Origin of the sequence: Chryseobacterium cucumeris, from assembly GCF_016775705.1 — a bacterium.
In the GTDB taxonomy this organism is placed as follows: domain Bacteria; phylum Bacteroidota; class Bacteroidia; order Flavobacteriales; family Weeksellaceae; genus Chryseobacterium; species Chryseobacterium cupriresistens.
The window spans coordinates 1,687,316-1,708,361 of record NZ_CP068760.1 but is presented as its reverse complement, the minus strand read 5'-3'; the positions used below and the strand labels follow the sequence as shown (position 1 = coordinate 1,708,361).

Genomic DNA, 21,046 nt, shown 5'->3' with positions numbered 1-21,046 from the left:
CACGGGCCGGGCAATATTTTTAAGTTTTACAAGAAATAATTGAAGAAAGATGAATAAAATCTTCGCATTACTACTGTTTTTCACTGCACTTTTTTCATGTACAGACAGCAATACGATGGAGCTGTATGATAAAGTGCAGAAACCCGGAGAGGTAAATATCAAAGGATTTTCCAAACCTGATGTCCTTCAGTTGAGGTTGAACGGGCAACCTGTATCTATTGATGGAAAAGCATCTTACACCAATAAAATTGAAACCCAGCTTCAGTTTGTTCTGGATCAGGAAGAAACTAATAAATTGTCTGTCTATAATCATGAAACAGGCGCTGAAATTGCAAAATACAATATTACCTATGACAATATAAATGATTATAAAAACCTCTACTTTTTTAATCTTCCCGGAATCTATCTGCAGACCTATGCCGTAAAACCCCAGGTGAATCTGGGGAAAGTAGGTTTTGAGTTTATTTTTCCCAACCTGGGTGAATTTTCCGGAACCTCTCTGAAAGAGGTAAAAGGTATTTTGAAAAGAGAAAACGGAGTGGTGCTTGCCGAGTTTGATAATATTGGAAAAGACAACTTTACGGCAGTGAAAATCTATAGTTTTTTCAGCTCAACAGCTCCCATATATCTTGAATTATACAAGCCGGGAACAACGGAGCCTTATGCGGGATCTAAAATGATTCAGGTAAAATTAAAACAACATACGGGCGCTAATATGATTGTACTTCAGGAAAAAATGGAAAATGGAGAATGGGGGGTAAAAGGAGATATCGATATAGCAGAGTATCTGTGATTTGCATATGAAAAGCTTTTTAAAACTTCAATGTATTGCGGCCGCAGTCTTTCTTATTTCGTGTACCAATAATAATGACGAAAGCGCACCCGTTTTTCCGGAGGGAAGTACAGAATTTGTGAATCTATGGGTTCAGGACAGTATGAAACGGTATTATTACTGGGCAGATGAGATGCCTGCAAAACCGGATTATCAGCTTCCTGTAAAAGATTTTTTCAAAAGTCTGCTGTCTCCCAAAGATCGGTTTTCTTTTATGGTGAATACGGAAGATTCTTCTTCTTATCCACGTTCGATAAGGAATATGTACGGTTTTGATTATACCATTGTTCAGCTTGCTAATAATGAAGTGGTTACTGTAGTGAAGCTGGTGCTCCAAAATTCCCCGGCTTTCAATGCAGGGCTGGAAAGGGGAATGATCATTACCAAAGTGAATGGAAAAGCAATGACAGCAGCAAATGCCGAAGCAATGGCTTCATCCATTAAAGATCAGACCGTTGTAGAACTTACCGTTGGAAAGTGGCAAAACGGATCGGTAACTGATGAAAAAAGTATTACCGTTTATTATGGTTTTTCTTTTGAGCAGCCGGTTTTATCGAAAATTTTTGAGAAAAATGGTAAAAAAGTAGGTTATCTGTACATCTATGATTTCCCTGACGGAATGACGCAGACGTTGTATCAAAAGTTTGGAGAATTCAAAATGGCAGGAGTACAGGAGCTGATTCTCGATCTCCGTTATAACTATGGAGGCTCGGTGTCATCTGCTGCTGCACTTTGTTCACTGATTCCTTCAGGACTATCATCCGCCTCGCCGTTCATCATTTTTAAAGGAAATAAAAATGGAGGTGAAGTAAAAAGAACATTTTCCCAGCAAATTGCCTATGATCCCAAAGCGCTGGACTTTGCAACGTTGCGTGCGAATGCGCTGGGATTACAGAAAGTATGTATTCTCACATCGAACAGTACGGCATCAGCTGCTGAAATTGTTGTGAATAATCTCAAACCTTATATGCAGGTGATTCAGATAGGAGATACTACGCTGGGGAAAGATATGGCCGGATTTGTAGTGGAAGACAAGCGTAAACCCAGAAAAATTTCCTGGCAGATTCATCCTGTGATTTATAAAGTCTTTAATGCCAGCGGAGCCGGAGAATACAGTAGTGGAATTTCCCCGCAGAGCAATGTTAATGAATTTGCCGGACTGCCATTATTACCTTTAGGAGATCCCAATGAAACCCTTATTTCTTCTGCACTTAACGGAGGTTATTTCAAATCAGCAGACCACGAAAAGAATGGAAATATCAAAATTTTATTTCAGAGTGACGTGCCTCCGGTTATGATGGAGAAATAAGCTGGATTCAAAAAACAAAAAATAATATAAAAAATATCTTTATCCTTTACCCATTCACAAAATAACTAAAATGATAAAATCATGCAGGGAATAGAACCAAAACTTCACATGAACCTGACCAGCCGTATTGAATATTACCGTCTGCTGATAGAAGCTGCAGAAGATCCTGAAAGCCAGCCTTCAGAGGTTATTACTCAGATTTCAGAACTGGGACATCTGTACGAAGAGTATCTGCTTAACAAGAAAAATTTGGAAAACAGCATCAAAAACTACCGTGCCTATCATAACGATTTGAGAAAAAAGCTCACGTCAAGACTTAGGGAGCTCAGAAGAAAGGATAGACAGAAATAAAGCCCGGAATGTACTTTATCGGTTGGTTTTACGGTGAAATTTATACCTTTATGACCATTAAGCTGAAGGATGAAAAACTTATGAATTTTAACCCAACAGAACTTTCCGGTTATTTACAGGTATTCTGGCAGTTTTCCTGGCCACAATGGTTGATATTCAGTCTGATCGTTAATATTTTCCTATATCTGTTTTCGATAGGGTTGTATATTTTTATCGAAAAGACTTGCCGTAAAAGTCAGTTGCAGGAGAAGAATCATCCTGTTACCCGATCTGACTTTTATCTTAGTCTGCTTACCATAGGATGTAACAGTTTTGTTATGCTTTTGGGGGCTTTTTTATGGAAAAAAGGATGGATTGTGCCGGGGCAGACAGAATCAGTAATTGGAATAATAGCGGAAGTAGCTGTTTTACTCCTCTTAATGGATTTTCTGATGTATTTATTTCATTTTGCAGCACATTTACCTTTGGTCTATAAAGTTCTACACGGAAAACACCATGAACATATCAGTACCAACTTTTTAAGTCTTTTTGTTCTGCATCCTTTGGAAACCATAGGGTTCGGACTGATGATTCTGGTTTTACTTGTAGGCCATGATTTTTCTGTGATTTCGATTTCAATATATCTTTTGCTTAATCTCATCTGGGGAACGATAGGACACTTGAACAGAGAGTTTTTTCCGGCGTCTTTTGACCGCTTTTTTGTAGGAACAACGAGGTTTCATAACCAGCACCATTTGGATGAAAGTAAAAACTTTGGGTTTTATACTTCGATCTGGGACAGGTTATTCGGGACGTATAAGTAACTATGGGTACTACAGTTTTATATTATTCAAAACTTTACCCAGCAGATAATTAAAATTTTTTAATTCTTCAGAGGTAAGTATGGAAGCCGTCTGATGAGTGATAGCCTTACGGAAAGTTTCAGAATTATCTACAATAAACCTTCCTTTATCCGTTACTGAAAGATTGAATTTCCTGTGGTCTGCTTTCTCTTGTTCCCGGACAATCAAATCTTGACCGATCAGAAATTTCAGCTGTTTTGAAATGGCTGCCTGGCTAATGTTGAAAGCCAGTGATATTTCCCTTCCTGTTGCTGTTCCTTTCCTCATAATAAATTCAATAATATTATAATGAGCAGCAGTTACTCCGTTAATGTCACCCCGGTTCATGTGAGCCAGAATAAGACATTGGAAATCAGTAAATGTGTTAAAAAATTCTTTTTCAATGAGTTTCATTACAAATATGCTTAACTTAGTTAAATATTAACAAAGTTAAACATTTTTATCATGGAAAATATAGAAATTACGAACGCTCGTCAGAATAATCTCAAAAATATTTCCATAAAAATTCCAAAGTACAAGATCGTGGTTTTTACGGGAGTATCGGGATCCGGAAAATCATCTTTGGTCTTTGAAACGATTGGAGCTGAAGCACAAAGACAGATTAATGAGACCCAGAACAGCTTTATCAGAAACCGCCTGCAGCATTATGGCCTTCCGGATGTAGATAAAATTGAAAACCTTAATGTTCCAATCATTATCAATCAAAAACGGTTGGGCGGAAATGCCAGATCTACGGTAGGAACGGCAGCGGACGTGTCTGCTTCTTTAAGACTTTTGTTTTCCAGAATGGGAGAGCCGTTTGTAGGATATTCCAATGTATTTTCATTCAATCACCCGCAGGGAATGTGTCCTGAATGTGAGGGATTAGGATTTGTACAAACTTTGAATGTGAATACCTTGATTGATCGTGAAAAATCCTTACATGAAGGAGCCATTCGCTTCCCTACATTTCAGCCTGGAGGATGGCGTTTAACAAGATATACTTTGTCCGGTTATTTCGATAATGATAAAAAGTTGAAGGATTTCACCGATAAAGAATGGGAAACCCTGTTGTATGCACAGGAACACAAACCGAAACATCCTGATAAAGAATGGGGAAAAACGGTAAAATATGAAGGAATTGTTCCAAGGATTGAAAAAGCATTTTTAAAAAAAGATTCTAAAGAAAACATTACAAGAAAAGATGCTCTGAAGAATATTGTGATTACCAAGACCTGTCCGTCTTGCCAGGGAAAACGTCTGAACGAAAAAATACTGTCCTGTAAAATCGAAGGTAAAAGTATTGCAGATTGTATGACCCTTTCAGTGGATGAACTGCTTGAGTTTATTACCTCACTGGATTCAAAAGCATATGAAGTCGTCATCAAAGAGCTTTCCGCAAAGCTACAGAATATCATTACGATAGGATTGCAGTATCTGACTCTTGACAGAAGTACCAACACGCTTTCTGGAGGAGAATCTCAGCGTATAAAAATGGTGAGGAGTTTGGGAAACAGCCTGGTAGATCTGTTGTATATTTTTGATGAACCCAGTATTGGACTTCATCCGAAGGATCTGCAGAATATCATCACTATCATTCAGCAGATCAGAGACAAAGGAAACTCTGTTTTAATCGTTGAGCATGATCCGGATCTGATCAAAATGGCGGACAGGGTGATTGATATTGGCCCCGGTTCAGGAAGAAACGGAGGAGAAGTGATTTTTGACGGGGCGTTTAAAGATTTAAAAAAATCGGCAGGTAAAACAGGTTCTTATTTCGCAACAAAACCTTCCATCAAACAAGAATTCAGAAAACCTGATGGCTATCTGGAAATTAAAAATGCCAACAGATATAATCTTAAAAATGTGACGGTAAATATTCCGACAGGAGTAATTACAGTCGTAACCGGTGTTGCAGGATCCGGCAAAAGTACCCTGATAAATCGTATTCTCCCGGAACTCTATCCGGATGTAACTATTATTGATCAATCTTTGTTTGCTGCAAGTGCCCGCTCCAATTTGCTTACTTATCTCGGAATATCAGATATTGTACGTAAGCTTTTTGCACAATCTAACCATGTTTCAGATAAACTCTTCAGCAGAAACAGTGACGGAGCCTGCAAAAACTGTAAAGGTTTGGGAATAGAAAAGATTGACCTGGCTTTTATGGATGATATTGATCAGCCATGCGAGGTTTGCGGAGGTTCAGGATTTGATCCTGATGTACTGCAATATACCTACAGCGGAAAAACAATTGCAGAAGTCATGAGCATGACAGTTTCTGAGGCCTCTGATTTTTTTAAGGAAGAATTGGTGCTCAGAAATTTTGACCTCCTGATACAATTAGGACTTGATTATCTGACATTGGGACAAAGACTGGACAGCTTTTCCGGAGGCGAGAGACAGCGCCTGAAGCTGACAAGAGAACTGAAAAATACCAATCAGATCATTATTCTTGATGAACCGAGCACAGGACTGCATCCAAGTGATACTCAAAAGCTTCTTAGGTTTTTTAATGGTCTTGCAGATCAGAATAATACGCTGATTGTTATCGAACACAATCTTGATATTATTTCCCAGGCAGACTGGATTATTGATATGGGACCGGGCGCAGGGAAATTTGGAGGTGAAGTATTGTTTGAAGGAACTCCGGTGGATCTTTTGAAAAATAAAAAATCATTCACTGCAGAGTTTTTGAGAAAACATATCCAATAAAAACAAAAGAAAAGCATTAAGTTGAACTTAACCATGAGATTGCTTCACCTATGGTTCGCAATGACAGTATAGTTCAACTTAATGCTCCTAAAACCTTATCAGCCTTAATGGTTCAAGATTCTTTTATTTTCCAGCCTTTATCGCTGATTTAATGGCTTTTTCAATCACTCTCCAGTCATAATAATGAAATACTCTGCCATTGCTCATCGCAACAAAAACGCCTTTCGGGAATTTTGGACCCAAGTTAATATGGGTCACTTCAGAACCATCACTTTCTAATGTAGAAACCGGAATTTCTGCAATTCTCCCCTTTGATTGGTCTTCTCTTAAGTAGACATTAAAGGTATCATTCTGCTGATTCGAAACCAGAATATAACCTTTCCCTTTATCAGTAGGATAGATGGAAATTCCTTCCACATCAGATTTAAAATCACCTTTTCCGAAAACAGCTAATTCCTCATTACCTTTTTCCGGATCAGCATAGTATTTATGAACTCCAAACTGCTCATCAGAATAGTAGATATAGCCCATTTCGTCATCTACAGCAATGCTTTCAATCTCTTTCAGGCCACTGTATTTTCCGAATTTACGGACAACTTCTCCGGTGATAGAGCCATTTTTCTCCGTAAGCTTATATTGCCATAGGTAGCCGTCAGCAGGACCAGATTTTCTTCCTACAATGACAAATATTTCTTCTGTCTGCGGATTTTTATACATGGAAACTCCCATCGGACCACGTTCTGTTTCTCCTTCAAATACTGAGATTTCTCCCACTTCTTTCAGTTCAGGAAGCGAATATAATTTTACTTTGTTCGTTTCCCTTTCCGTTACGGCAGCGATGTCTGTTTTCTTTCCATTTAAAATAAAACCATATTCAAGATCAACATTGTTGGGACGCTTCAATCCTAATACTTTATGGATGATTTTTCCGTTAAGATCAAAGGCGTACAAACCTCCATCTGTATCTTTATCTGTTCCGATGATAATACTTTTTGAAGGATCCTGAGAATTGATCCATATGGCAGGATCATCTGTATCATGAATCACTGTTTCTGTAATAACGGTAGGTTTTAATTTTTCTATAACTTCTTTCTGCCCTGTACAGCTGACCACAAAAGGAAGAACTGAAAGAGCCAGTATATAATGTAGGTTTTTCATGTTTATTTTAAAAATCAAATTTCACTCCCATTGTAAACCTTGGTCTGTAATATTCAGCCTGTGCGGTTCTGCTTGGGATTCCCTGGTAGTATCTTAACGGCTGGTTCGTCAGATTATTGGCTTCTGCAAAAACTCTGAGCTGGGTCGTAATCTTGTAGGAAGCATTAGCATCAAGGAAAAACTGTTTGTCGTAATAACGGTCATCAAATGCCTTGCCACCAAGCTCATCAATATAATGAGAAGCATAGTTCATGGAAACTCTTGCTGAAAAACGTTTGTTTTCCCATGAAAGAGATCCGTTGAACATATGAGGAGCAGATCCCGGAAACCCTACATCTGTTCTTTCAATGCCTTCTTCATTGGTAATTCCTTTTGCTTTGGATTTAGTATAAGTATAGTTGACATACACTCCAAGTCCTTTCCAGAAAGCTCCGGGAATGAAATCAAGCTGTCTTTGCAAAGCAACTTCAAACCCATAAATATCTACATTGTCACCATTACGCTGCTGGGTAAATTTCCAGTTGCTTTCTCCGGCCGGAATTGGGTTGGTTTGTCCCCAAAAATCATTGGCAAAGTCGTTCGCGGTATAATTTCTTTTGGAATACGTATAAATGAAATCGTTAAGATTTTTATAGAAAACACCTCCGGAAAGAATCCCTACAGACTTGAAATATTTCTCTGCCATGAAATCAAAATTGTAGGCATAGGTTGCCTTCAGATTCGGATTTCCTGCTGCAACAATTTCATCTTCTGAAATAACATTCAGGTAAGGAACTAAAGAATAATAGTTAGGGCGGGCAAGAGCGGTAGTAAATGCTGCACGAAGGACAAGATCCTGCACCGGAACATATTTGAAGGAAATATTCGGAAGGACATTGGTATATGTATTGGTATTATTGATTTGCCCTACCAAATCCTTCTCATTCATGACATAATTTCCGGTGTAATCAATCTGGGTTGTTTCAATACGGGCTCCAACGATCATCGATAGTTTATCATTAAAATCCTGATCCCAGCGGATATAACCTGCATAAATCTGCTCTTTTGCATTGTAATTGCTGGAAAGATACTTTTCAGGTTTCAACTTACCGTTAAATAAAGTTGGATTGAATAAATCCAATCCGCCAAGGAAAGAAGGATCAACAAATGTTCCCGGAACATAATTTCCCGGCTGGAAGTTTTCACCATTAAGGTGTATGGTTGGCACCGATAAAAGACTTCCCATATTGTTAACAGGTGTAAAAGCGTAGAAATCATTCTCTCTTTCCTTTTTCTTCAAACGCATCCGGAAACCGGTACGAAGTCTTCCTTTCTGACCATCAATCACGGAAAACGGAAAACGTACATTTACTTTTGCGCCTAATTCTTTTTCCTGAGTAAAGTTATTGGCATCCGAAAGATCACTCAGTTTATAGCTTCCCGGATTGTCTGCTGCGAGAAGATTGAACATTGGTTTTTCAGGATTGCTAAGGTCAGGAGCGAAGTTCATTTTGCTGTTTTCAAACTCTATATAACGCTGATGAGGCTTATCTTCACTTGCGATGGCGTAATTGACAGCCCAGTCGAGGTCAACTTTAGAACCTAATAAATGTTCTCCTCGTAAAGCATAGTTCTGAACTTTTTGTTTTTCCAGACGGGTATTGTCATTATCGGCATCACCTCCTTTGTTTTGTCTTGTGATACTTCCTTTCCAGTCTGTAATCTCAGTTTCATCAGCATTATAAACAGGTTTTATTTTATATCCTAAAGCAAATCTGGTTTCCTTATCATTCCTGAAGTTGTACATCGCAGAAGCATAGATCTTATTTTTGGAATTGAACTCATAATCCATGTTGAGATCAAAACTATGTCTGATACGGTGTTCATTATAATAGCGAACTCCCATTTTGCTTACATAAACCGTTTGGGCAAGATCATTGGCCTGGCTCCATACGGGTTCTATATTGTCCGAACCAAAATTGTTGTTGTTATAGGAAAAACTGAATACCGCGCCTAATTTTTTATCCAGAAAACGGTTTCCGTACACAAATCCGGCAGTGTAATTTCCTTTTTCACGGATGGGATTGTATCCTCCGGCAACGGTTGCGGAAATCCTCTGTCCGTTCGGGGAAGCCCTGGTAATCAGGTTTACGGAACCTCCGATGGCATCGGCATCCATATCCGGAGTTAAAGTCTTATTAACTTCTATAGTAGAAATCATATCAGAAGGAATCAGATCCATCTGTACATTACGGTTATCTCCTTCAGCAGACGGAATCCTGTCACCATTCAGCGTAACGGAGTTCAGATTGGGAGCAAGTCCTCTGATAATAAGATTTCTGGCTTCACCCTGATCATTTTGTATCGTAATTCCCGGGACACGTTTCAAAGCATCTCCGATATTGGCATCCGGAAAACGTCCGATCTGATCAGAAGAAATCACATTGGTAATATTGGCGTTATTTCTTTGTTTATTCAAGGCTCTTGCCTGATTTTTCAGAGTCGCTCCCGAAACTACAATGGCTGCAATGGATGTCTCTTTCTTGTCGAAAATAATATTCTGACGGGTGTTTTTTTCAGGTTCTACCGTTACAGTATACTCATGCACACCATAACCCAGGTAGTCGATTTTCATGGTATAACTTCCCGGAGGAACATTCAGAAATACAAAGTTTCCGTGCTCATCCGAAGTGGTATATATATTTCCCGGACTTAGTGAGATCTTGGCTCCAGGCAGGGCTATCTTTGAATCATCATTGATATTTCCGGACAAAGAACCGTTTTGTGCATAGAAAAAAATAGAGGCACAAAACAAAACAGACGTAAAAATTTTCTTCACTTTTAATATTTTAGATAAAAATAACAGCAAAATTAAACGCCTGTTTGGTAAATGCGTTGAAGAGAAAATTAAGAATATCTTAAGAATTGTTAATATACAGATCCTGATATCCGAAATTTTATCTATTAAATTTAAAAAATGCTATCTGAACAGGGTTTGAAATTCTCTAAAAGTTTTGCCAAACTCTTCTGTTAGTTCATAATTGCTTAATTCATATTCTTCAAGTACACCCGTTTGAGTGGAAAATCGAATGTTTCCATAGCGTACGACAGGAATTTGATAATTACTTTTAAATCTTTTATCACGGCTGCCATTTTTATTAACTTTTGCCCAGGTTTGGCCTATGATTTTGGAGTCTCTGGGAACAGTTGATGTTTCAGTAAATCTCGTATAGGTTTGATGAAAATTAAGCTCGTCAATCCCTATAATTGCAAAATTGTTTTCATTGTTATACATAACAATAAATGTTGGATAGATATAAAAGTCTGGTCCATTTGCATTTTTCAGATATAATGCCTGGTAATCTGACTTGATATAAGGAATTGATTTCAATGCAAAATGTACTTCGCGTCTCTTTACTATTGTACTTGCTGAGGAGCGCATTGCCACCCTGTCTTGGTAATGAGAACTTGTAATATCCCATATCTTGTGAGAGGTTGTAAGTTTCTTGAAAGCTTCATGCACCAGTTCAAATTTTTTTTTAATTTCATTATCAAAATCAATTTCAAGGTTAACATAACATTTTTCAATCATCATTTTTATCTGTTCAATAGCTTGCTTTTGAGCTTTTATATCTCTATCAGAATTTTGCGGAATATTCTTATTAACAAAACCATAAAGAAATACAAAGCTCAAAATTTTTTTTGTCTTTGTTAAAAAGAGCGTTCTTGAAGTTTTTTTAAGATCAGTAATTAATTCCTTTTTTTGTTGATGAGCTAAAATGATAGATTCTTTAATTCCCTGCATATTCTGACTTGTGATTTCATGAATATCAGCACTGAAAATATTTTCGTCATAATAAAAATTGTTGATAGGATTTTCCGGATACTGTGAAACTGGTTGATATTGGGATTTTGAACTGCTTTTGGATGCTGACTTAGGAGTAGATAATTTTTGTCGACTAGAAAAGCCAAGGATAGAAGTACTTAATGTTGTACCGGATTTGTTGAAATTAATACTGGCACCTTTTACACCTATTGTAGTAGATATACCTCTTTTACTAAAATTAAGATGTACTCCGGGAATTACCTTGATCCTTTTTCTATAGCTCCAAGCCATGATTATTGTTTTATTGTTTACATGTCAAAATTAAACAGTAAAACGATAGTCTTTTTACGGTTTTCCATAATGGCATATAATCAATTAAAAACTCTATCTTTCAGAACCTAAATTCCTCTCAACAGCATTTCCCTCTACGAGCAAAGTCAATTCATTACATCGTATAATCTGATGGTTCCGGATGGTAAATTCTGCCAATACTTTATGTACCACCTTACTTCCATCTTTTAGGGTGGATTTTGCTATGTGGTGGGTAAATATGATATTCCCATTTTCAGCGTGACTGATGATATCAAGCTTTTGTTCAGCCACTTTTTCTTTCAGTTTTCTGATGTGAAGAACAAATTCATCATAAGTAAGCTGAGAATGATCAACAATCTGAATGTATTCTTTTGAAAAATATTTCTCAATTAATAATTCGTCAAATACCGGATTTTCTAGTACATCGTTGAATAACTGCCGGATAAAATGCTTCATAACTTTATTATTTTGAAGCAAAATTACCTTACTGACTCATGACTGAACGATAACAATTGTAAAGAAATTACCTACGGTTGCGTATTCTGCTTAATGAAACACTTGTGATTCCGAGATAAGAGGCAATATAATGCTGTGGAAAGCGTAGAAGAAGCTCCGGTCTGTTTTTGAGAAGCTGCTGATACCTTTCCTGAGGTGAATCTCTGATAAAAGAAATCAGCCGTTTATTAATTTCACTGAAACGTTTGTAAAAAAGCGGCTGGAAAGTGTGCTGGAATTCCTCATTTTCCATGAGCCTGTGAAAAGTTTCAGCGTGTAATTCATAAACAGTGGTTGATTCCAGAGTTTCAATAACAAAATCGCTGGGATTGCTATTCAGGAAGCTGTCAAACGATGAAACAGCCTGGTTTTCTGTTATAAATTCCAGGGTAAGTTCTTTTCCGTCCTGATAGAAGAATACTCTCAATGCTCCTTTTTTTACCAGGAACATCTTATCAGAAATTTTTCCTTCTTCAAGCAGGATCGTTTTAGCAGGATAAGTAACTTCAGTGGATAAATGAAGGTCAGCTTTCAAAAAAGAATGAAGATCCGGAATGTGCATGGCCGAAGGATTAATGGGAGTCGTTCAGGAGATCCTCTACGATTATTTTAGATTTTTCAATCAGTTCATTCGATCTGTAAAGCTGGCTGGTCAGTATTGAACTTTCAAAAAGAAGATAGATATGGGCTGAAATCATATCGTTTTGGATATCTTCATTGAAGGATTCTCTCAGTTTAATTTTATGATCCCGGATTACCTTGTGGATATCTTCCTTATCTGCAGGAATTTCCGACAAAATATTCAGAAAGCTGCATCCCCTGAAGTCTTCTCTTTCATTCATATGGATCAGAAAATCAAAGGATTTACGGAATTTTTCCTGCAGTGTTTCTGCTTCAGATGTGAATTTTTCAAGTTCGGACACCCAGTAATCATATCTTTTATTGAGAAATTCTATACAAAGATCATCTTTAGATTTAAAATGCTGGTAAAAGCTTGCCTTGGATACTTTAGACTCCTCAATGATTTGATTGATGCCCGTATTGTTATAACCTTGTCTATGGAAGAGAACCATAGCAGTGCTTACTATTCTTTCGCGAGGTTTAGGCATAATGTGAAATTTTTACAAATGTAGAAAATAAACAGACCGGTATGTTTGAAAAAGAGCATTAATTTTAAATAAAACCTCTGGCATAATAAAGCTGAATAACGAAGAATAATACGGTGAAAAACCATACGATATAAGGATGGTAGCTGAAATTATTCTTCAGGATATAGTGTAAAGCTTTGAAAAGCTTGAAGATCCCGATAATTCCAATGATAATAAAAACCAGAAAAACCAGAAAGAACAAATATTCTCTTGTTCCATAATTATTTATCTTGTCCAGGTTTTGTATATAAGCATCTACATTCAAAGTTTGTCCCAGAAACATAGCCGAGGTGATTAATATAAAAAAAGGAGTAGAGGTGTAGACGGTTGTATAAATAAAAGAAAATAATAACGTCCGGAAGGTGACTGTATTCACTTTTTCTTTTTTGTACCATAACAAAGCAACAGTGAATATGACTGCAGTAATATTATTCATCAAAAATATAAAGAGCGCTTTTTCTACCATACTGAGCCCTTTGATTTTTGAAATAATATTGTGCTCACCACCAAAATCCATTAAAATTACAGAGACAATCACGGAGGTATATACAGATAGTTTGATAGGAGATAGGTAGTCGTGAAAACGTTCAGCCTCTTCTTTTTCCATCTCATGAACAGACAGGTCATAACAGCGTCGCGGATCCTGAAACAATTTGAAGATCGTTACAGGAACCAGTAAAATTTCAATAATAATCTGAAGGCACAGCTTCTCAAAGCTATCGATTAATTTTTCAAACATGTATGTGTATTTTTGTATTTAGGGAACGTTTGCAATTTAATTATTTTTTGCAATACACCTCAAAAGTGAATAAAAAAAGTGGATGATTCGTTCAGAATCATCCACTTTTATTTTATTTTGGCAGTCCTTTTTTCAAAGCAATATGAGCTTTTTCTACTGCTTTTCCTTCTTTCCAGTCCATATACCTTTTTTTGTATCGGGCTTTCATAAAGTTATCAAAATTACGCTGAACAGCAAGATTCCAGAGAGAATGTGCTTTTACCGCCCAGCTTTTATCCCAGGCACGCAGGGAAATAGAGAAAGATCCGTCCAGATATTTCATCCAGTGCCACCAGCCTGTTGGCATAAATAAGGTATCTCCGTGTTCCAGAAAACATTCAATACCTTCAATACCATCCAATGCAGGAAACTTTTCAAAGTCAGGATTGGCAATATCATAGTCTTCCAGTGCATAGGTGGCATAAGGAAGTTTATACAGACGTGTTTTCCATTTGTATTCAAACAGAAGAACATGCTTTCTTCCATTGAAATGGGTATGGAAAATATGCGGCATATCAATATCGTAATGAAGGAAAGTCACAGACCCTTTGCCTCCGAAAAACATACTGGGATATTTATCTAAAAATCCACCCATAAGATTCTTTGGCGGAACATAATCGTCTAACAGTTTCGGAGCAAATTTTATAGGGTCAAAGAAAAAAATTCTCAGATCAGTAGGCTCTTTCTGAATAAGGTCAACATAATCACGAAAAGGCATTTTCGTCGTCGGAGTATTGATAGGAGCGGCAGGATCTGCTTTGGAACTATCATAAAGGGGAACTTCAACATCGCCTACTACTTCTTTCATGTAATCCATCGTCCATTTCTGATAAGCGGGCCACTTTCTTGCCATATTTCTGATTACCACCGGCTTACATGGCTTTAGATATTTTTCACGGAAATCTTCCTGTGAAATGTCATCTACAATATCAATTGGTTTAAGGATTATTCCCATTCGTTCAAATTATTAAGCTAAAGTATTAAATATTTGTGATAAAAAGATGGAAAGAATTAAAATTATTTGGAATTAATATAAATAAAGAGTAAAATGCAGATTTACACCTTACTTTTTTGGAGTTATTATGATGAGGATGTTTCTGTTATTCTTTTAATTCTATTGTGTGCAAACGATAAACGATATTTGTAGAATACAATAATTGTATGTATCATTGTTTTATTAAAAACAGCCATGAAGCGTATTTCGACTATTCTTCTTTTGCTTGTATTTGCAAGTGCTTTTTCACAGAAATCAACAAGGATTTTTACTTCAGATATTGATAATTTTTGGATGGCTTATGACAGCATTCAAAAAACAAATGATTATTCCGGAAAGCTTGATCTTATCAAACGACTCTATACTGATAAAGCAACAAAAGGGTTAAAAGCTTTTATGGATGCCAGAGATTATAACGATAGTGTATATGTAAAAGTCATAGAAAAATACCCTAAATTCTGGAATTCAGTAAGGCCGAATACCTTAATAATAAAAACCAAGACCAAAGAGTTGGAAGCTGGTGTTGTCAGGCTGAAGCAATTGTATCCTGAACTTAAAGATGCCGAAATGTATTTTACAATTGGGGCACTTAACTCTGGCGGAACTGTGAGCGGAAATATGGTATTGGTAGGTGCAGAACTTGCCAGCGGAACAGAAGCAACAGAGGTCTCAGAATTTAAAGATGAATGGCTGAAGGGTGTTTTTGCCAATCAGTCTCCGGATAATATCGTTTCCCTGAATATTCATGAATATATCCATACCCAGCAGAGCGGAAATCAAAACAGGGTTTTAAACCAGGCTATAAAGGAAGGATCATGTGATCTGATTGCCGAACTTGTGATGAATGAACCTTTGAAAAGGAAATATATTTCATACGGAATGGCTCACGAAGCTGAAATTAAAGCTCAGTTTAAAAAAGAAATGTTTAGCGGTAATCTTCCCAACTGGTTTTATAATGGAAGACAAAAAGGAGAGGGTGCGGATTTAGGATATTATGTAGGCTATGTGATCAGTAAAATGTACTACCAGAATGCAAAAGATAAAAAGCAGGCCATCAAAGATATTATTGAGCTGAATTATGATGATAATAAAGCTGTTGAAGATTTCCTGGGCAAATCAAAGTTTTTCAAGGAAAAAACCGCTGATCTTTTGAAAGAATATCGTAAGAAACAGCCATATGTTGTAAAAATAGATCCTGAAAATGGCTCTGCGAGCGTAAGTACTGATATAAAAGAACTTAAAATTACTTTTTCACAGGAAATGGTACCCGGATACTATTCTTTCAATCTTTCAGATAAAGGAAAAGAATATATGCCGATGACCAAAGTGAAAGGAATGGAAAATAATGATAAAACGTTGGTCTTGGGAGTAGATGTAAAGCCCGGCAAAGAATATGAATTTATACTTACCAATAAAAGTTTCAGGTCTAAAGAAGGATACCCTCTGAAAGATGAAAACCTGGTTATAAAATTTAAAACGAGGGAAAAATAGTTTGATTACAAATGAGCGATAACCAGCTTTTATATACAGTTTCAATAGTTTGCTTTTTGATTGTTATTGGATCTTTCAGTATTACAGAAAGTTTGGGGTAAATATATTCCTGTTCTGTTTATGGGGCTCGGTTTTATATTATCATTTGTTGTTTGGCAGAGTTCGAAAAAAGCTGCAATAGTAAAAGCTTAGTTTGCTTTGCGTAATTCCATTCATTAGAAAATCATTATATTCGGCTTCGTAAAAATAATGATATGCAAGTATATGAAGGGATTTCTGTGGGGTTGTACCTGTTATTAATGATAGGTATAGGCATATATTCTTATAGAAAATCAACAAGTAATTCAGAAGAATTTTTAATTGGCGGCCGGAAAATGGGAGCTGCCGTAACAGCATTGTCTGCAGGAGCAGCCGATATGAGCGGATGGCTTTTGATGGGGGTTCCGGGAGCAATGTATCTGTCCGGAATTTCAAGTTCGTGGATTGCCATAGGATTAACCATTGGTGCTTATCTCAATTATATTATTGTAGCACCAAGACTCAGAATTTATACCGAGGTGGCACAGAATGCCATTACGTTACCTGTATTTTTTGAAAACAGGTTCAAAAATAAAAATCAGCTCCTGAAAATTACATCGTCTATTTTCATTCTGGTATTTTTTACCCTGTACACTTCTGCGGGAATGGTATCCGGAGGAAAATTATTCGAATCAGCTTTTGGAATGGATTATACGGCAGGCTTACTCCTGACAAGTCTGGTAGTAGTGCTGTATACATTTTTAGGTGGTTTTCTGGCCGTAAGTCTTACTGATTTTGTGCAGGGCACCATCATGGTGCTTGCATTGGTGATCGTTCCGATTGTAGCCATTACCCAGATCGGAAGCGTGGGAGAGACGTTTTCTCTGATTGAAGCAAAAAATCCAAAATATCTGGATCTGTTCAGAGGAACAACGACTGTAAGTATTGTTTCTTTATTGGCATGGGGATTGGGATACTGCGGCCAGCCGCATATTCTGGTACGTTTTATGGCCATTGATAAACCGAAAGATCTGATCAAAGCAAGACGCATCGGGATTACATGGATGATATTTACTGTTGCAGGAGCTCTGGCCATAGGATTGGTAGGAATCGCTTATTTGCAAAAGTTCGATATGAATACCATGATGAAGTTTGACGGATCAAAGACGGAAGCAGAAACTATTTTCATCTATTTCTCCCGTATATTATTCCACCCGTTTATTGCAGGATTTTTACTTACAGCCATTCTTGCTGCGGTAATGAGTACGATTTCTTCCCAGTTATTGGTGACTTCAAGCTCGTTAACAGAAGATATTTACAAAGCTTTTCTGAATAAAAAAGCAACTTCAAGGCAATTATTAATAGCAAGCAGGCTTTCTGTTTTACTGGTAGCTGTCATTGCGGTACTTTTATCTCTTAATCCTAAGGATAGTATTCTTAATCTGGTGGGAAATGCATGGGCAGGCTTTGGCTCTGCATTCGGGCCCCTGATCCTGCTGTCGCTTTTATGGAAAAAGGCAACATGGCAGGGAGGCTTTGCCGGGATGATGGTAGGGGGAATTACAGTGTTAGCCTGGGTTTATCTGCAACATCCGCTGAAAGACTGGTACGAAATCATTCCTGGGTTTGTACTTTCTTTACTAACTAATGTGATCGTTTCTTTATTGACTTATAACCCTGATCCTGTGATTGAAAGTGAATTTCATGAAGTTCAAAAGATTATGCAGGAGTAATATAGAAGCTTTTCAATGATACAATAATAATAGACCCTTGCTGAACAGCGAGGGTTATTGTTTTAATATTTTTCAGACGATTTATGGGGGGAAAATTATTCATTATAAAATTTAATACTATTTAACAGTTTGTGCTAAATGTGCTTTGCTATTTTTTCACTATTTTGTCCTTTCAAACCAATAACTTATTTATTATGAAAAATTTAAAGAAAATCGCGAGAGGAAGTTTAAAAACAATTACGGGTGGCCGTCCTGCCGCAGCCAGTGAATGTATAGCATGTGGCTGTCCAACAACCATCTGTTATTATCTTAATGGAAACGGTGGCGGTGGCGGCTGTGGAAATATTTTATGTGCATAATTATTTCTATAAACAAAGCCTTCCATTTCATGGAAAGCTTTGCTTTTTATTACAACTTAATGTCTGTTCCTTTTAACAAGCAGTACAATCATGGCAAGAACAAGACCGGCAATACTTGACCACATTATATTTTCTAGACCATAACGGTCAATCCAAAAACCTCCCAAAAGAGTACCTGCAGTAACCGCAAAATTCCCGCAGGAAGTAAAAATACTGTTGATGAACTCAGAGGTCTCTGATGAGGAAGACGTTACATTGATATTGCTGATCAGAAAACCTCCGGAATGAATAAGCCCCCAAAAAGTTACAATAAAAATCATCGGTGTAAAATAACTTCCGTAATGCCCAACCAGAAGGTGAATTCCGGATAATAAAATCAGGAACACAAAAGTAGTCTGAAACGGAAACCTGCTCATATATTTTCCTGCAATTCTGTTTCCTGCAATTCCTGCGGTTCCAAACAGAAAAAATAGTATACTGATCTGTTTCCCGTTCATTTGGGTGACATTCTTTAAAAAATCTGCCATATAACCATAAGTTGAATACATGGCTGCAATGATGAAGAATGCCAGAAAAAGCCCGTTCCATAGATGTTTATTCCGGAATATTTTAATGGGAAATTTACCTGAAGATGTTTCCGGATTCTGAATGGATGGCAGATAAAACCATACTCCCGCCAGAGCAACTCCATTAATGGAAGCGGTAAGTAAAAAAGAGGATTGCCAGGAAAGCAGGTCAGACATAAATGTTGCCAATGGCACTCCTAAAACCGTTGCTAGTGTAAGTCCGGAAAAAATAATACTAACAGCCCTGGATTTCTCTGCAGGATCTGAGGTTTGCCCGGCGACAGATAAAGCAATGGACCAGTATAACGGATGAAAAAATGCAGGAATCATTCTAACGATGAGAAGGAGATAAAAATTGGTAATAAATGCAGACAGGATATTGGCAGCAACAAAAACCGATAAAGAAAAAATCAATAAGTTTTTCCTTTTGAAAGAAGACAATATAAGAAGCATGAACGGCCCGAAAACAGCAACGATCAATGCAAATGCACTCAGCAGCCATCCCGCTTTTTCAATGGAAACCCGGAATGCGGAAGCAAGTTCGGGTAATACTCCAATCACTCCGAACTCTGTAGTGGTAATTCCGAAAACACCTAGTGCCAGTACATAAAGATTTCTGTTCATATTCATTATTTTTTTGCAAATTTGCAGAATAGACTATCAGAAAACTATATACTTACCTTTTAGTTCTATACTTACCTTTCTGAAAGTGTAAATCTAAAAAACGTTGTTATGCCTGAATTTTTCCATGATAAAAGACTGTATTATACCCCTATTGAATTTGCGTTAAGCCATATCGGCGGAACATGGAAGATGCCGATTTTGTGGAGACTGCAGGAGAAGCCACTCCGTTTTAGCGAGCTTAAAAAGGATATTCCTCATATTACAGATAAAATGCTCACCAGTCAGCTGCGTGAGCTGGAAGCTAAAGAGATGATTCACAGGGAAGTATTTCCCGTAATTCCTCCAAAAGTAGAGTATAGTCTTACAAAGAAAGGAGAGAAAGCCATTCCGGTTATTGAAACTATCATGAAATTTGGTTACGATCTGATTAAGGATGAGGGAATTGTCTTCCCGCCTAAAGAATGATAACACTTCATTTTCTGTTACATAAAGCTTTTTTTATACCTTCACCATAAAATTGATCCAACAGTATGAAGCTGAAATTAGGGATATTAGATCAGTCACCCGCTACCATGGGCGGCAGTGCGGCATCTGCATTGAAAAACAGTCTTAATCTTGCTGTAATGGCTGAAGAAACAGGGTTTCACAGCATCATGTATTCCGAACATCATGGAGTAGAAGCTTATGGAAGTTCCAGTCCCGAGCTTTTAGCTGCAATTGCTCTCAGCAAAACAAACCGGATTAAAATAGGAACTGCCGGAATCATGATGAGAAACTATTCTGCCTATAAGATTGCAGAATGGACTAAAATGTTATCAACACTATATCCTGAACGCTTTATTCTCGGCCTGGGAAAAGCTCCCGGAGGTTTAAAAGATGCTGTCATGGCACTGAACAATCATAAACCGGTAGTTTTATCCAATATGGAAACAAAGCTGGAAGAGATCATTCAATTCATAAAGGACGAAGAAGGAGTTTATGATGGACTTATTGCACAGCCGACTCATGTACAGCATATTCCGGAAATTATGTGGCTGGGCTCAGGAATGACCTCCGCCCGGGAAGCTGCAAAGCATGGAGTTGGATATTCATTCGCTGCTTTTATGAATAGTGAGAACGGAAAGGAAAATACAGATACTTATCTCAGAGAATTTGACATAACACAATATTTTTCCCGGCCTTCTCTGCAGGTTGCCGTATCGGTATCAGTAGCAGATACAATAGAAGATGCCAGACGGAATGCGTACGGAATGGCCTATCAGTTTTTACAGTCCCGGAAATTAGAAAGTCCGGATGCGGTTCTTTCTCCGGAAGTGGTGGAACAGAAGATTCTGGGAACCAAGGATGAAGAAGAATTCTATACGGTTTTAAACAGAATTATTATAGAAACACCGGGATCTGTTAACCAGAGATTAGATGAAATTGCCCAAAAGTACAATACCGATGATCTCCTGATATTGTGTAATATGTACCGGGAAGAAGACCGCATCAACACGTATAAAAGTATCATTAAAAATAACAGATAAACTCCGCAGTA

The 21,046-nt window shown here is 37.4% G+C and carries 20 protein-coding genes; 10 read left to right on the top strand and 10 right to left on the bottom strand.

Going from position 1 to position 21,046, the window contains the following annotated elements:
- Positions 1-49 precede the first annotated feature (49 nt).
- From JNG87_RS07580 to JNG87_RS07565, 4 genes are all read left to right on the top strand, one after another.
- A complete protein-coding gene (locus JNG87_RS07580; RefSeq protein WP_238349692.1) occupies positions 50-793 on the top strand; it encodes a hypothetical protein in 744 nt (247 codons plus the stop codon).
- A 7-nt stretch (positions 794-800) separates the two neighbouring features.
- A complete protein-coding gene (locus JNG87_RS07575) occupies positions 801-2,141 on the top strand; it encodes a S41 family peptidase (protein ID WP_202843014.1) in 1,341 nt (446 codons plus the stop codon).
- An 81-nt stretch (positions 2,142-2,222) separates the two neighbouring features.
- Positions 2,223-2,492 carry a hypothetical protein gene (locus JNG87_RS07570; protein ID WP_202843012.1) on the top strand — a complete coding sequence of 90 codons (270 nt, stop codon included), beginning with the start codon at positions 2,223-2,225 and terminating at the stop codon, positions 2,490-2,492.
- Between the two features lie 8 nt (positions 2,493-2,500).
- Positions 2,501-3,295: a sterol desaturase family protein gene (locus JNG87_RS07565; RefSeq protein ID WP_238349691.1), complete on the top strand. Its 795-nt coding sequence runs from the start codon at positions 2,501-2,503 to the stop codon at positions 3,293-3,295.
- Between the two features lie 9 nt (positions 3,296-3,304).
- On the opposite strand, the gene JNG87_RS07560 is transcribed toward JNG87_RS07565, so the two are convergent.
- Complete coding sequence (locus JNG87_RS07560) at positions 3,305-3,727, bottom strand: MarR family winged helix-turn-helix transcriptional regulator (RefSeq protein ID WP_062670438.1); 423 nt, start codon at positions 3,725-3,727, stop codon at positions 3,305-3,307.
- A 51-nt stretch (positions 3,728-3,778) separates the two neighbouring features.
- Here JNG87_RS07560 and JNG87_RS07555 point away from each other — a divergent pair, with 51 nt between their 5' ends.
- Entirely contained in the window at positions 3,779-6,028 is a 2,250-nt protein-coding gene (locus tag JNG87_RS07555; protein ID WP_202843010.1) for an ATP-binding cassette domain-containing protein, read from the top strand.
- A 123-nt stretch (positions 6,029-6,151) separates the two neighbouring features.
- On the opposite strand, the gene JNG87_RS07550 is transcribed toward JNG87_RS07555, so the two are convergent.
- From JNG87_RS07550 to JNG87_RS07515, 8 genes are all read right to left on the bottom strand, one after another.
- Positions 6,152-7,186 (bottom strand): phytase, encoded by a 1,035-nt coding sequence (locus JNG87_RS07550; RefSeq protein ID WP_202843008.1) that lies wholly within the window; start codon positions 7,184-7,186, stop codon positions 6,152-6,154.
- Positions 7,187-7,193: 7 nt separating this feature from the next.
- Positions 7,194-10,004, bottom strand: a complete 2,811-nt coding sequence (locus JNG87_RS07545; RefSeq protein WP_202843002.1) for a TonB-dependent receptor — start codon at positions 10,002-10,004, stop codon at positions 7,194-7,196.
- A 141-nt stretch (positions 10,005-10,145) separates the two neighbouring features.
- A complete protein-coding gene (locus tag JNG87_RS07540; protein WP_202843001.1) occupies positions 10,146-11,282 on the bottom strand; it encodes a DUF4236 domain-containing protein in 1,137 nt (378 codons plus the stop codon).
- Positions 11,283-11,375: 93 nt separating this feature from the next.
- On the bottom strand, positions 11,376-11,759 hold the full coding sequence (locus JNG87_RS07535; protein ID WP_202842999.1) for a hypothetical protein: 384 nt from the start codon (positions 11,757-11,759) through the stop codon (positions 11,376-11,378).
- 67 nt (positions 11,760-11,826) lie between these two features.
- Complete coding sequence (locus JNG87_RS07530; protein WP_202842997.1) at positions 11,827-12,360, bottom strand: Crp/Fnr family transcriptional regulator; 534 nt, start codon at positions 12,358-12,360, stop codon at positions 11,827-11,829.
- A 10-nt stretch (positions 12,361-12,370) separates the two neighbouring features.
- Positions 12,371-12,907, bottom strand: a complete 537-nt coding sequence (locus JNG87_RS07525) for a TetR/AcrR family transcriptional regulator (protein WP_202842995.1) — start codon at positions 12,905-12,907, stop codon at positions 12,371-12,373.
- 64 nt (positions 12,908-12,971) lie between these two features.
- Positions 12,972-13,685, bottom strand: coding sequence for a hypothetical protein (locus JNG87_RS07520; protein WP_202842993.1), 714 nt, complete (start codon positions 13,683-13,685; stop codon positions 12,972-12,974).
- 112 nt (positions 13,686-13,797) lie between these two features.
- A complete protein-coding gene (locus JNG87_RS07515) occupies positions 13,798-14,679 on the bottom strand; it encodes a cupin-like domain-containing protein (RefSeq protein WP_202842991.1) in 882 nt (293 codons plus the stop codon).
- Positions 14,680-14,913: 234 nt separating this feature from the next.
- On the opposite strand from JNG87_RS07515, the gene JNG87_RS07510 reads away from it, so the two are divergent.
- The 3 genes from JNG87_RS07510 to JNG87_RS07500 all read left to right on the top strand — a co-directional run bounded on the left by JNG87_RS07510 (position 14,914) and on the right by JNG87_RS07500 (position 18,319).
- A complete protein-coding gene (locus tag JNG87_RS07510; protein ID WP_202842989.1) occupies positions 14,914-16,209 on the top strand; it encodes an Ig-like domain-containing protein in 1,296 nt (431 codons plus the stop codon).
- Between the two features lie 254 nt (positions 16,210-16,463).
- Positions 16,464-17,960: a sodium/proline symporter PutP gene (putP, locus tag JNG87_RS07505; protein WP_202842987.1), complete on the top strand. Its 1,497-nt coding sequence runs from the start codon at positions 16,464-16,466 to the stop codon at positions 17,958-17,960.
- 194 nt (positions 17,961-18,154) lie between these two features.
- Entirely contained in the window at positions 18,155-18,319 is a 165-nt protein-coding gene (locus tag JNG87_RS07500) for a bacteriocin-like protein (protein ID WP_202842984.1), read from the top strand.
- A gap of 56 nt (positions 18,320-18,375) precedes the next feature.
- Here JNG87_RS07500 and JNG87_RS07495 read toward each other — a convergent pair whose 3' ends face one another.
- Positions 18,376-19,509, bottom strand: a complete 1,134-nt coding sequence (locus JNG87_RS07495; protein WP_238349690.1) for an MFS transporter — start codon at positions 19,507-19,509, stop codon at positions 18,376-18,378.
- Positions 19,510-19,617: 108 nt separating this feature from the next.
- Here JNG87_RS07495 and JNG87_RS07490 point away from each other — a divergent pair, with 108 nt between their 5' ends.
- Positions 19,618-19,974, top strand: coding sequence for a winged helix-turn-helix transcriptional regulator (locus tag JNG87_RS07490; RefSeq protein ID WP_110009755.1), 357 nt, complete (start codon positions 19,618-19,620; stop codon positions 19,972-19,974).
- A 65-nt stretch (positions 19,975-20,039) separates the two neighbouring features.
- Entirely contained in the window at positions 20,040-21,035 is a 996-nt protein-coding gene (locus JNG87_RS07485) for an MsnO8 family LLM class oxidoreductase (protein ID WP_202842980.1), read from the top strand.
- The last annotated feature ends 11 nt before the right edge of the window (positions 21,036-21,046 follow it).